The sequence below is a fragment of the Sphingobacterium sp. UBA1498 genome (assembly GCF_002325125.1).
GTDB lineage: Bacteria > Bacteroidota > Bacteroidia > Sphingobacteriales > Sphingobacteriaceae > Sphingobacterium.
Window position 1 is genome coordinate 294754 of record NZ_DCRG01000004.1, and the last position, 13393, is coordinate 308146.

The following is a 13393-nucleotide window of genomic DNA, read 5'->3' on the forward strand; positions in this document are numbered from 1 at the left end:
GTAGAAATTAGAGCACTGAAAAATACTGTAGTAGAATACATCCATAATTAAAAAAAGCGGGGCTGTCCAAAGTTGAACAGCCCCGCTTCCTATGTTTCATCCATGATCTACTTCAGATCGAGTAAGAAATTTTAATTCCGCCAAGCCTTGTAGGCATTGATCAATCCATTGGTAGAAGAATCATGGCTTGACACCGTGTTGTCATCATTTAATTCCGGAAGGATTTGGTTGGCCAACTGTTTACCTAGTTCAACGCCCCATTGATCGAAACTATAGATGTTCCAGATCACACCTTGGACAAAGATTTTATGTTCATAAAATGCAATAAGTCTTCCCAATGTGCGTGGAGTCATTTTTTTCAATAAGATGGAATTCGTCGGGCGATTACCCGAAAAAACTTTATAAGCTTTAAGCGCTTCTATATCTTGATCTGATTTCCCAGCTTTCTTTAATTCGGCAACCACTTCTTCCGCTGTTTTACCATTCATTAGCGCTTCGGTCTGCGCAAAAAAATTGGACAGTAACAATTGATGATGATTTCCAATTGGATTAAGGCTATTTGCAGGTGCAATAAAATCGCATGGGATCAACTTGGTTCCCTGATGGATTAATTGATAGAATGCATGTTGTCCGTTTGTACCGGGCTCACCCCAGATAATTGGGCCGGTCTGATATTGCACTTGTTCGCCATTCCTATCAATATATTTTCCATTACTTTCCATATCCCCTTGTTGGAAATAGGCAGCAAAACGGTGTAGATATTGATCATAGGGAAGAATTGCATGGCTTTCGGATTTAAAAAAATTATTGTACCATACGCCAAGCAAAGCCAATATGACCGGAATATTGGATTCAAAAGCAGTTTCTTTGAAATGAACATCGGCATCGTAGGCACCTTTTAGCAGCTCTTCGAAACGGTCAAAACCTATTGCCAGACTGATAGAAAGACCTATTGCAGACCAAAGCGAATAACGTCCGCCAACCCAGTCCCAAAATTCAAACATATTTTGAGTATCTATTCCAAAGGTTTGTACTGCTTGTGTGTTGGTGCTCAATGCCGCAAAATGCTTAGCGACGTCTTCCTCAAGAGCGCCACTTGCCAAAAACCAGTCTTTGGCTGTATGGGCATTGGCCATTGTTTCCTGTGTGGTGAACGTCTTTGAAGCAATCAGAAATAACGTGGTTTCAGGATCTACAGCTTTCAAAGTTTCAGCAATATGCGTCCCGTCCACATTAGAAACAAAATGTACATTTAAACGTGTTTTATAAGCCTTAAGAGCCTCTGTTACCATCACGGGACCAAGATCTGAACCGCCAATGCCGATATTGACCACATCGGTAATCTCTTTGCCCGTATATCCTTTCCACTGACCAGATAGGATGTTTTCTGTGAAAGCTTTCATCTGCGCCAATACACGTTTAACATCAGGCATCACATCTTGACCATCCACGTAAACGGGTTGATCAGATTGATTCCGCAAGGCCGTGTGTAACACGGGCCTATTCTCGGTGACATTAATACGCTCGCCCGAAAACATCGCCCCTATTGCCTCAGCAAGACCGCATTCTTTAGCTAGCTGCACCAAGAGTGCTCTCGTGTCTTGCGTAATGCTATTCTTGGAATAATCTAAAAGAATATCTTCAAATGCTATTGAAAATTTATCGAAGCGTGCAGGATCTTCTGCAAAAAGTTGGCGTAAATCTTTGAAATCATTACTATATGGCCCAAATAAAGATCCAAAATGCTGGGTGAGATCCTTATAGGCTTGCGTCTGTGTAAAGTTAATTTTTGGAAACATCTGTTTTTACTAAAATATTTGTTTTAAACGTCAACAAAAGTCTTCTAGATCGCTATAATACACCGAGTGTAGATCCTCACATGAAGGTTTATTCTGCTGACAATACCAAAACTAAAAAAAAAAGGTCACATATCCCTATTTACCAACGGATATTCAACGTTAAGTTCTTCGGCAGAGGCATGAATTTATTAATTAAAATTTATACTTTAGCGGATATGACAAAAGAACAAATTCAAGACTTGAGGGATCGTGTGACTTCCCTGAGGAGGCATCTTTGACATCGATGCACGCAAAGAAGAAATAGAGAGAGATCAAGCGATTACGCTTGAAGCAAGCTTTTGGGACGATTCCAAAGCGGCAGAGAAAATACTTCTGGCCATAAAAACCCAAAAGGTATGGACAGACCACTTCGACGAAGTTGCAGCGGCGGTTGAAGACGCCTATGTCATGTATGAATTCTACCAATCGGGCGACGCCAGCGAAAAGGAAGTGGACGAACAATATCAACTCGCCTTAGAAAAAGTCGAAGAGCTCGAATTTAAAAATATGCTTAGTGCTGAAGAGGATCAGCTGGATGCAATCTTACAGATTACTGCCGGTGCAGGCGGTACTGAAAGCTGCGACTGGGCTGCCATGCTGATGCGGATGTATATTATGTGGGGCGAGAAAAATGGTTATAAAGTAACCGAGCAAGATTCTCAGGAAGGTGATGTAGCCGGCATCAAGAGTGTTACCCTGCAGATATCCGGTGATTTTGCTTACGGCTACCTCAAGGGAGAAAATGGTGTACATAGGCTCGTTCGGATATCCCCATTTGATTCTAACGCAAAACGCCATACCTCTTTTGCATCAGTCTACGTTTACCCCTTGATCGATGATAATATTGAGATCGATGTGAAGGATTCTGAAATTGAATGGGATACTTTCCGCTCTGGTGGTGCAGGTGGGCAGAACGTAAATAAAGTAGAAACCGCAGTTCGATTACACCACAAACCCACGGGCATCATTATTAAGAATCAGGAATCCAGATCGCAATTACAAAATAAGGAAAATGCGATGCGTTTATTGAAATCACAGTTGTATGAGATTGAAATGCGTAAACGCCAAGAAGCTACAGCTGCTATTGAAGGAAACAAAAAGAAAATCGAATGGGGTTCCCAAATTCGAAACTATGTCCTACATCCGTATAAGTTAATTAAAGATTTACGGACAAATTACGAAACATCCAATACACAAGCTGTGTTAGACGGTGATCTCAATGATTTTCTGAAAAATTACCTGATGGAATTTGGCGGATAAAGAAATTAGAAATTGATCATTTGAAAGACGCCCGCATTAGCGAGCGTCTTTTTTTTTGCCTTCTCCTTTCCATTATAATGGTGGCCGTTTTGCTACACAGTTAGTGACAAAAACTGTCAATTTCCTTTAACAAAAAGATAGCAAATGTTAAAAAATCTTAAAAATCCATTCATTAGAATGAAGTCACATTTTAAGTAATTTCCTTTACAATTCGAAATCAAACAACTAATAACCAATGTCTTACATATAATCTTTTTGTATCAATAACGTTACAATTATGGATTGCATCGTGTTTTTGGCATGAAATAAAGGCATGTGTTTTGCGTTTATGGAATCGTAATATTTTCATTACAAAAGATATCGAAAGCGATATTAAATTAAAGATTGAAAAAACGAATGTGTATCTAAAATAGAACGGTTATGAATTACATGAAAGAAAACTCGATCGTATCCAAGCAGATGACCAAGCAATGGCAGCCTGCTGTATACGATGTAAATGCAGCAGAAAAGCGATCTGAAAATAAAGTTCGCAAAGAGGAAGAAAGTAACTTTGGTCCTAAAGAGTATGGTATTGTTGGAGCAACATTTTTCATTTTATTTGCGTCGGTCTTTGGCGTATATATGCTTCAGCCCGACTTTGATGCGTTACGTTTCCAACGTTTAGATAGTATTGGAGGAACATTTTTGATCGGTTTCGGTATACTTCTTGCCGTTATTGCAATCAGCTTTTTGATTTTTCTGATTGTACTTCACCGTAAATACAAGCCAATAGCATCGGTGTCTGATGAAGAATTGCCAACGTGTACTATTATTGTGCCGGCGTATAATGAGGGACAACTGGTTTATGATACATTACATAGTTTAGCAAGCAGCGATTATCCAGAAAAAAAGCTGCAAATTATTGCGATTGACGACGGTAGTAAGGATAATACTTTTGAATGGATACAACGTGCCAAATTGGAACTGGGCGAGCGTGTTGAGATTTACAAACAGCCTAAGAATATGGGTAAGAGACATGCCTTATACCGTGGTTTTAAGTTAGGAACAGGAGAGATCTTTATTACAGTGGACAGTGACTCTATTGTAAAAAAAGACACCATACGTAATATGGCAAGCCCGTTTGTAACAAACAAGGAATGTGGGGCAGTAGCTGGAAATGTGCGTGTACTAAATACCAAAAAAGCGATCATTCCACGTATGCTAAATGTTAGCTTCGTATTTAGCTTCGAATTTGTACGTTCTGCACAAAGTATGCTAGGTACTGTGATGTGTACACCAGGAGCGCTTTCGGGATACCGCAAAGAAGCTGTCATGAACTGTTTAGAAGATTGGATCAACCAAACATTTATGGGGCAGCCTTCTGATATCGGTGAAGATCGTGCGATGACCAATATGATTTTGAAACAAGGATATCATGTCTTATTTCAATCAAATGCATATGTTTACACAGACACACCTGTACGTTATAAAAATCTATACAAGATGTTTATCCGTTGGGAAAGAAGCAACGTTCGCGAGAACATCGCCATGAGTAAATTCGCATTTAAGAATTTCCGTCAAGGTCCTAAATGGGGGGCGCGTATCTTATTGCTTATGCAATGGAAAAAAGTATTGTTATCTTATCCAATGCTGTTGCTTATGCTGTGGACTGTATTTCATTATCCACTGATGTTCTTAAGTTCAACATTGGTTGGTATCTTGATATTCTCCAGTATCCAGGCATATTTCTTTGCCTCTAAAAATGCAAACGCCAAAGAAGCTTTCTGGGCTTATAGCTACAGTATATTCTATGCTTTCAGTTTATTTTGGATTACACCATATGCGATAGCAACAGCAGGACGTAGAGGTTGGTTGACAAGGGGATAAAATTAATGCAAAGAACGTATATTTATAGCTATATATGAGAGATTTTCAGGTAAAAAAGATTGCCGTCATCGGCCAGGGTTATGTTGGGTTGCCATTAGCAATAGCATTTTCAGATTTTTTCCCGGTGATTGGATTTGACATCAATAAAACACGTATTGAGGAACTTAAGCAGGGAGTTGACCGTACACTAGAGACCGATAAAAAAGAATTGGCTCGCGTTAGAGATTTATATGCTACGTCAAACCAAAGTAAGGGCTATGATGCAAGTAGCTCAACCGCAGACATTGCAGATGCAAATGTCTATATCGTTACTGTACCAACTCCCATAGACCGCTATAATTCACCCGACCTATCGCCAGTGATCGGAGCATCAAAAATGATAGGCGAATTATTAACTGCTGGAGATCTAGTTATTTATGAATCCACAGTCTACCCTGGTTGTACGGAAGAGGAATGTATACCGGTTTTGGAGAAATATTCGGAATTAACGTTCAATCAAGACTTTTATGTTGGTTATTCTCCTGAAAGGATTAATCCGGGCGATAAAGTTAACTCGCTTCAGAAAGTGGTCAAAGTAACCTCAGGAAGCACTCCGGAAGCGGGGTTAGCAGTGGATGGACTATATAAAAAAATTATTGAGGCCGGAACCCACTTAGCGCCCTCAATTAAAGTAGCAGAAGCTGCCAAGGTGATCGAAAATGCTCAGCGCGATGTTAATATTTCCTTTATGAATGAGCTTGCTCTGATTTTTGATCGTGTAGGTATAGATACGCAGGATGTATTGGATGCAGCGGGCACAAAATATAATTTCCTCCGCTTCAAGCCAGGATTAGTCGGTGGGCACTGTATATCGGTAGACCCCTATTATCTTGCTCAAAAAGCTACACAACTGGGTTATCATCCACACGTTATATTATCTGGAAGGGAGGTGAACGATCAGATCGCTTCTTTCATTGCTTCAAAAGTTGTGAAGCTGATGATTCAGAAAAACATCAAATTTGATGGAGCCAAAGCTTTGGTATTAGGTGTTACATTCAAAGAAAATTGTCCTGATATAAGAAATAGTAAGGTTATTGACATGATCCACGACCTTCAAGAGTTCGGTTTAAAGGTAGACGCCTACGATCCGTGGGTGAATGTAGAGGAAGTAAAATCACATTTCAATATTGAATTATTATCAACTCTTCCAGAAATTGGTGACTATGATTCTGTTATACTCGCCGTAGGCCATAGAGAATTCTTACATTTAGACCTCAGCAACCTGAAAAAAGAGAATTCTGTTGTATTTGATATCAAGGGAATACTTGATCGAAAATTGGTAGATGCACGATTGTAAGAAATTTTTGCAGAAGATCGTTGAATAGTTCAACTTCAATTCAAGTTGGCCTTATCTAACCTTCCATTAGTTAGATAAGGCGCTACTCTACTCAGTATCATAAAAAACCGGCGGCCAGCTAGTATAACCAGCTTACGCTACCGGTTTCAACATCATAATTTGCTCCCACAATTTTAATTTTACCCTCTTCTTCTAATTTACGGAGTGTCGAACTTTGTCTACGGATGTCTCTAATCGCATGTTTAATGTTTTGTTGATTGAGCTTTTCAAGCAGCTCACTATTCTTTGACGAACGCTCTTCACCCTCGTCTATCACTTCATTGATGATTGGATCAAAATGATTAATTAGGTGGTTTAGATTATCCATCCCCATTCCTTCGATTTGCGCAGCATCTAATCCTCCTTTTAATGCCCCGCATTTGGTATGACCAAGCACAACAACAAGTTTTGAGCCCGCTACATTGCAACCAAATTCCATCGAACCTAAAATATCCTGATTGACAAAATTTCCTGCAATACGAATACTGAAGATATCGCCCAATCCCTGATCAAATATAAGTTCTGCTGATGTGCGGCTATCGATGCAGCTCAGCACGACAGCAAATGGCCACTGCCCTTCGCGAGTAGCGTTCACCTGTTCCAGAAGATCGCGGTTTGCTTTTAGGTTATTAACAAAGCGTTGATTTCCCTCCTTCAAGAAATCCAATGCCTTTTCCGGTGTAATCGTCGATTGTGTTTCGTACGTATGTGCCTTCATAAGATTTTATTATTTGGAATATTAAAAGTAAAATTAATATGTTACATTTTAATTACCAACAGGGCTAAATACGTGTAATTTTTACGGTTCTTTCCACCGCACTATAGTGCGAAAATAAAGTAAAGGATTTAATAAAAGTGCTATAAACAAAAAAGCTTGCAATATAATTTGCAAGCTTTTTTAATTTTTAATCTTTCGACTCGTAGCCCGTAGGGGAATCGAACCCCTGTTTCAAGAATGAAAATCTTGCGTCCTAACCCCTAGACGAACGGGCCGATTTTTGTTTCGGTGTGCAAATATAGAAATATTTATAAATCTGTCAAAATTATTCTGTTTTTTTTATTCATTTTTTTTGAAATAGATGATTAAAATCCCTAGAATAGCTATATTTAAAGTCATTGAAAAAGTAACCAACATGACTAATTTTAAAAAAATTAAAAAACCGCTACTCTATGCTGGACTGGGCTTGGCTTTATTAAGTCAGGAAGCCTATGCCCAAAAAACGGGAGCAATCGCAGATCAGCTGCAACTCACCTGGAGGGTTCAGGAAGGACAGCATATCCGTAAAAACCCGGTATCCACCATTATCTTAAAAAACAAAGGAAAAAGTGCTGTTCAACTCAACGACTGGAGCCTTTGGTTTAATTTTATCCGATCTATTGATCCCGACAAGGTCGACAAACGTTTCGCAATAGACCACCGAAACGGCGATCTTTTTCAGGTAAGCTTTAAGAAAAACAACTTTGTATTGCAAGCTCAGGATAGTGTCCACATCGATTTTATAACGACGGGGCTAGTCAATTACACAGATGGCCCCATTGGTCTATATCTAAAAAATAACCAGACTGGGCTTGCCACCACTATTTCAGATTATTCTGCTGTTAGAACTGCTCCTCAATCAGAAGCTGAAAAAACAGACTACTTCGCATATAAATACGACCAAAACAAGCTCGTAGAAGGTGTCACCGCACAAAGTATCATCCCCTTACCAAGCCACATTAATGTCAACATCAACGAAAAGTTTAATTTATCAACAGGTACAAAACTTTTTGTAGATAATGAATTTGCTAGCGAAGCGAGATTCCTGACAGATTTCTTTTCAACATATTCAAGTATTAAGCTAACGGCTTCAACTAGCCCGCAGCGCGGTATTGAAATCGTAAAAGTTAACACCTTAAAGCCCGAATCCTATCGATTATCGATTACTGCTGATGGTGTAAAAATAGAAGCTTCAGATAAAGCTGGTGCTTTCTATGCCATTCAATCTTTAAAATCATTAATCAATCATGATCAGTGGAATAAAGCTACAAAATCCATTGCTTTACCGCACAGCAATATTGAAGATAGCCCACGTTATGGGTACCGTGGATTTATGCTGGATGCTGCCCGTAATTTTCATAGTAAGGCCGAGGTTTTAAGAATATTGGATCTTATGGCTGCTTATAAGTTGAATAAGTTCCATTTTCACTTCATTGACGACGAAGGGTGGCGACTGGAAATTCCATCCCTACCTGAACTCACAGCTGTCGGAGCCAACCGTTCGGCTAATTTTGAAGACGGTAAAGCAATACAACCTGCTTATGGATCTGGAGCGACAGCCAAGCCGCATCAATTCTATAGTGTGAACGACTACATCGAAATTTTAAAATATGCTCAGGAAAGACACATAGATGTGATTCCAGAGGTGGAAACCCCCGGCCATGCTCGCGCAGCGATCAAAGCCATGCGTGCACGTTTTGCCCATTACTCAAAACTTGGCGATCAGCAAAAGGCAGAAGAATATTTACTGGATGATGCAGAAGACAAATCCGTTTACAATTCTGCACAAAACTGGAATGATAACGTTATGAACCCAGCGCTACCTTCAACATACCGCTTCCTAAGCAAGGTGATCGATGAAATTAAAGCGATACACGATCAAGCAGGGGTTCCACTGAAAATTATCGATTTGGGAGGTGACGAGACTCCAAGTGGTGTTTGGGAGAAATCGCCGAAAATATTGGCCTTTATGAAGGAAAATAATATCGCAAATGTACTCGACGTATGGCCACTGTATATTTCCAAGATTAATGCCCTGGTTCAAGAAAAAGGACTGACGATGTCGGGATGGGAAGAGATGGGCATGCGCAACAAAGGCAATGGCATGGTTGTAAATGCGGATCTGGGAAAATCAGGCATCCATTTAAATGTATGGAACAATCTACCCGGACAAGGACAGGAAGACCTCGCCTATCGATTGGCCAATGCTGGCTATAAAGTTGTTTATACGAGTGCAGCAAATAACTACCTGGATATGTCATGGGATCGTGACTTTGCAGATCCAGGACATAGTTGGGTAGGCACTGTCAATCTGAATAGAACTTATTCCTTCTCCCCTGAAAATTTCTTTATCAACTTAAGAAAGGATGATACGGGAAAAGACTTTAAACCAGAGGCATACACCAATAAAGAACAGCTTACAGCGGAAGGGAAGAAAAATCTCCTCGGGATCAAAGGTGCTTTATGGTCAGAAAAGATCGCTACTGACCAACGTCTCGAAGAAATGATATTTCCACGTTTAATTGCGATTGCTGACCGCGCCTGGGCCCCAGAACAAGCTTGGGAAAAAGGGAATTCTTTTGACGAAGCTACGTATCGCAGATCGTATACTGCCTTTATCAAAAAGCTAGGCGAGGATGAATTGAGAAAACTGGATAGGATAAATGGAGGCTATACTTATCGACTTCCAAAAATTGGAATTAAGAAAGAGGGCAACCAACTCCTTATCAATACCGATTATCCTGGTTTTAAAGTCTATTATAGCGACAACGGCAGTACACCAACACAAAAATCCAAAACAGTGAATGGCCCGATACCATTCCAGACTGGAAAGAAATACGTATTTAAAGTATATGACGCCAAAGGACGATCCGGTGATGTGATCAGCTACTAGTTTACCCTAATCTATTTATAGGGTACTTTTGAATCAATACTAATGGTTATATAAACAAAAATCCCTGCTTCGATCTTGAAGCAGGGATTTTGTTTATAGATATTCTTGCGTATAAACTAACGTGTTAATCTAATCAAATTTCCATCTTACAAATGCTTCAATGGCTTCGTAATTTGCTAGACCTAATTGATCATATAAAGCTGCTGTTTCGCTCGTGCGATCTTCTGCACGTACCCAGAATTCACGTGGATCATCACCAGGGAATACAGGTAAGTCTTTTTGAGACTGATGCTTAAAGATAGCCAAACGCTTACGATAAACTTCTTGTGGAGATAAAGGAACGGCCATTTGGATTTCATGAATAGGATATTCATGCCATGCTCCTCGGTATAACCATAACCAACAATCTTTGGTCCACTCATCTGTTTTGCTCAACCTATTTAATGCTTCAAACAAAATGTCAAAACATACTTTATGTGTACCATGTGGATCAGCAAAATCACCTGCAGCGAACACCTGATGTGGTTTTACATGACGCAATAACTCCATTGTTTGCTGAATATCGTCTTCGAAAGATACATTTTTCGAAAACTTCTGTCTATCATAGAAAGGCAGATCCTGGAAGTGGATATTTTCATCCGGCAAACCTACCAAACGAGCTCCCGCGATAGCCTCTCCTTTACGAATCAATGCTTTGATTTTACGGACCAATTCGGTGTCAATCTGATTCGGTTTTTTTGTTGCAAAAATTGCTCGCTCCTCATCATAAATCCGACCAATCTGGGCCGCCTCTGAGTCCGCTCCGATCTGTTTAGCGAGATCTTCGGCAAACTCCAGATAACGTATCACATCATCGTCCCAAACCGCCGTGTTACCACACGTCTGATAGGCAACATGGACATTGTGCCCTTGATCTGCCAGACGAATAAATGTCCCCCCCATAGAGATCACATCATCATCAGGGTGTGGAGAAAATACAATCACATTTTTCTTAGCTGGATTGGCACGCTCAGGACGTTGTGAGTCGTCGACATTGGGTTTGCCCCCGGGCCATCCAGTGATCGTATGCTGAAGTTCATTAAATATACGGATATTAATATTATATGCAGGGCCAGTCTCTGTAACCAACTTCGCCATACCATGTGCATTATAATCTTCATCGGTAAGTTTCAAGATTGGTTTTTTGATTTCTAACGCTAACCAAACAACGGCTTTCTTAATGAGCGAAGGTGTCCAAGTAACGTCTTCTGCCAACCAAGGAAGATCAAAACGTGTCAGCAACGAAGCAGCGGCTTCATCCAATACAAATTCAACATGGTCAGACAATTGAAGATAAGTTGCAGGAATCTCTGCGGAGATTTCGCCTTCAACGGCTTTTTTAATAATCTCAGCTTTTGTTTCAGTCCATGCCATTAAAATGATTTCTCTTGCCTTGAAGATTGTTCCCACTCCCATGGTAATTGCTTTTGTTGGTACATTTTCTTTTCCACCAAAAGCACGGGAAGCATCACGACGAGTCAAATCATCTAAGGTGACCACACGTGTGCCTGAATTAGGCGCAGAGCCTGGTTCATTGAACCCGATGTGGCCTGTACGGCCGATACCTAATAATTGAATATCTAACCCTCCTGCCGCTGTAATCTTCTGCTCGTAAGCCGCACAGAATGCATTTACTTGATCAGGAGCTAAGGTACCATCTGGAATATTTACATTTGCCGGATCGATATCTACGTGGTCGAACAAGTTTTTGTTCATAAACGTAACATAGCTCTGATCCGCATCAGGTTGCATAGGATAGTATTCGTCAAGATTGAAGGTAATCACGTTCTTAAAGCTTAAACCTTCTTCTTTATGCAAGCGAATCAGTTCTTGATAGACCTTTACCGGTGTGGCGCCAGTAGCAAGGCCTAGAACAGCCTTCTCACCTTTCTCTTGCTTTGCACGAATAATTTCAGCTATACGATTTGCAACGTTTTTCGAAGCTGAATTTTGATCTGGATAGACGCTCACGGGGACTCTTTCGAAGCGTGTCTCTTCCAATAAATTTAATCTAGCCATTTTTTTATGGGTATATTGATAAACGTGAATTACAAATTTATAAAATTAGTGACTCAAGTTGAAGTAAAATTTTAATAAAGTACTTCTTTCTTAGCAATATTTTAAATAAAACCTTTTAGCTACATTTTTAGCGCCTAAATACCTTTAAATTTGATTCAAAATCGCTATCGCTTTTGATAATGTTTCATCCCTCTTCGCAAAGCAAACGCGTAAAACCTGCTGATTTGTAACCTCTTTATAGAATGCGGACAGTGGAATTGTTGCTATCTTATGTTGTGTTGTTAAGGAGCAGGCAAATTCAAATTCCTTTTCATTGCTAATGCCGCTATAATTTATATTCAAGAAATAAGTCCCTTCACAAGGAAGAATCGTAAAACGTGAACCTTTTAATCCTTCTTTCAGTAGATTTCTTTTACGCTCAAAAAAGTCCGATAGACTTTTTACATAACTTATATCGGCTAGATACTCTGCTATAGCATATTGCATAGGGGTATTGACACTAAATACGTTGAACTGATGTACTTTTCTGAATTCGTGGGTTAATTTCGGCGGGGCAATACAGTAACCAATTTTCCAGCCTGTAGTATGCAACAACTTACCGAAGGAGGCGACAACAAAACTTCGTTCACGCAGAGTAGGTATTTCCAGTACCGACTGCGGCGCTGCCCCGTCAAACACAATATGCTCGTATACCTCATCGCTCAGCAACAGGATGTTAGTCCCCTCCAATAGCGCTCCCAACTTAATCAGTTCTTCCTTGCCCAATACTTTCCCCGTTGGATTATTCGGATTGTTGATAATAATCAGTCGCGTTTTACTGTTCATTAATGTTGCTACGTAATCCCAGTCAATCTGAAAATCGGGCGCCAATAATCGGACGGGCACAACCTTACCGCCAAACAGTTCGATGGTTGGCGCATAACAATCGTATGCAGGTTCAAATATAATAACCTCATCCTGCGGTCTAATTACGGTAGCAATAGCTGTAAAAATGGCTTGCGTCCCCCCTGAGGTAATGGTTAATTCTTCCGTTGCATCGACCTCAACGTTATAAATCTGATCATATTTTTTGACGATCGCATCCCGTAGAGACTGTGCTCCGATCATTGGTGCATATTGGTTGTATCCCTTTAGCATCGCCTCAGTAACCAATTTTACCAACCTCGGATCGGCTTCAAAATCGGGAAAACCCTGGGAAAGATTTAAGGCCTGATGCACATTGGCCAACATGGTCATCTTAGTAAAAATCGTCGTACCAACATGCGGAAGTTTAGAGGCTAGGTTGAAGTTCATTTTTTGACATTTTATTAATCTACTAAATTAGTGGATTTTCTTATATTTGTAAA

8 protein-coding genes and 1 tRNA gene are annotated in these 13393 nt (G+C 40.1%); 4 read left to right on the top strand and 5 right to left on the bottom strand.

The annotated features are described in order from the left end of the window. Positions 1-131 precede the first annotated feature (131 nt). A complete protein-coding gene (gene pgi, locus B3139_RS04140; RefSeq protein ID WP_293880064.1) occupies positions 132-1799 on the bottom strand; it encodes a glucose-6-phosphate isomerase in 1668 nt (555 codons plus the stop codon). A 215-nt stretch (positions 1800-2014) separates the two neighbouring features. Here pgi and prfB point away from each other — a divergent pair. From prfB to B3139_RS04155, 3 genes are all read left to right on the top strand, one after another. After that, positions 2015-3098 (top strand): peptide chain release factor 2 gene (prfB, locus tag B3139_RS04145; protein ID WP_293880361.1). Its coding sequence is split into 2 segments (ribosomal slippage): positions 2015-2074 and positions 2076-3098, totalling 1083 coding nucleotides; the frame shifts between segments, so codons are not numbered across the junction. Positions 3099-3518: 420 nt separating this feature from the next. Continuing rightward, a complete protein-coding gene (locus tag B3139_RS04150) occupies positions 3519-4964 on the top strand; it encodes a glycosyltransferase (protein ID WP_293880066.1) in 1446 nt (481 codons plus the stop codon). A 34-nt stretch (positions 4965-4998) separates the two neighbouring features. After that, on the top strand, positions 4999-6300 hold the full coding sequence (locus tag B3139_RS04155; protein WP_293880068.1) for a nucleotide sugar dehydrogenase: 1302 nt from the start codon (positions 4999-5001) through the stop codon (positions 6298-6300). Positions 6301-6418: 118 nt separating this feature from the next. On the opposite strand, the gene B3139_RS04160 is transcribed toward B3139_RS04155, so the two are convergent. Then, positions 6419-7057: a carbonic anhydrase family protein gene (locus tag B3139_RS04160; protein WP_293880070.1), complete on the bottom strand. Its 639-nt coding sequence runs from the start codon at positions 7055-7057 to the stop codon at positions 6419-6421. 203 nt (positions 7058-7260) lie between these two features. Continuing rightward, positions 7261-7332: transfer RNA gene (locus tag B3139_RS04165), tRNA-Glu, on the bottom strand. 140 nt (positions 7333-7472) lie between these two features. Here B3139_RS04165 and B3139_RS04170 point away from each other — a divergent pair. Then, on the top strand, positions 7473-9989 hold the full coding sequence (locus tag B3139_RS04170; protein ID WP_293880072.1) for a family 20 glycosylhydrolase: 2517 nt from the start codon (positions 7473-7475) through the stop codon (positions 9987-9989). A gap of 129 nt (positions 9990-10118) precedes the next feature. Here the strand turns inward: B3139_RS04170 and nagB are convergent, their stop codons facing one another. Both nagB and B3139_RS04180 read right to left on the bottom strand, forming a co-directional pair. Further along, on the bottom strand, positions 10119-12047 hold the full coding sequence (nagB, locus tag B3139_RS04175; protein WP_209577109.1) for a glucosamine-6-phosphate deaminase: 1929 nt from the start codon (positions 12045-12047) through the stop codon (positions 10119-10121). 144 nt (positions 12048-12191) lie between these two features. Then, entirely contained in the window at positions 12192-13340 is a 1149-nt protein-coding gene (locus B3139_RS04180) for a methionine aminotransferase (protein ID WP_293880077.1), read from the bottom strand. Between the last annotated feature and the right edge of the window lie 53 nt (positions 13341-13393).

What these genes read in the sequence shown, in the direction of transcription:
- B3139_RS04150 (WP_293880066.1), top strand. Translation starts at nt 3,519, where the DNA reads ATGAATTACATGAAAGAAAACTCGATCGTATCCAAGCAGATGACCAAG.
- B3139_RS04180 (WP_293880077.1), bottom strand. Translation starts at nt 13,340, where the DNA reads ATGAACTTCAACCTAGCCTCTAAACTTCCGCATGTTGGTACGACGATT.
- B3139_RS04170 (WP_293880072.1), top strand. Translation starts at nt 7,473, where the DNA reads ATGACTAATTTTAAAAAAATTAAAAAACCGCTACTCTATGCTGGACTG.
- pgi (WP_293880064.1), bottom strand. Translation starts at nt 1,799, where the DNA reads ATGTTTCCAAAAATTAACTTTACACAGACGCAAGCCTATAAGGATCTC.
- B3139_RS04155 (WP_293880068.1), top strand. Translation starts at nt 4,999, where the DNA reads ATGAGAGATTTTCAGGTAAAAAAGATTGCCGTCATCGGCCAGGGTTAT.
- B3139_RS04160 (WP_293880070.1), bottom strand. Translation starts at nt 7,057, where the DNA reads ATGAAGGCACATACGTACGAAACACAATCGACGATTACACCGGAAAAG.
- nagB (WP_209577109.1), bottom strand. Translation starts at nt 12,047, where the DNA reads ATGGCTAGATTAAATTTATTGGAAGAGACACGCTTCGAAAGAGTCCCC.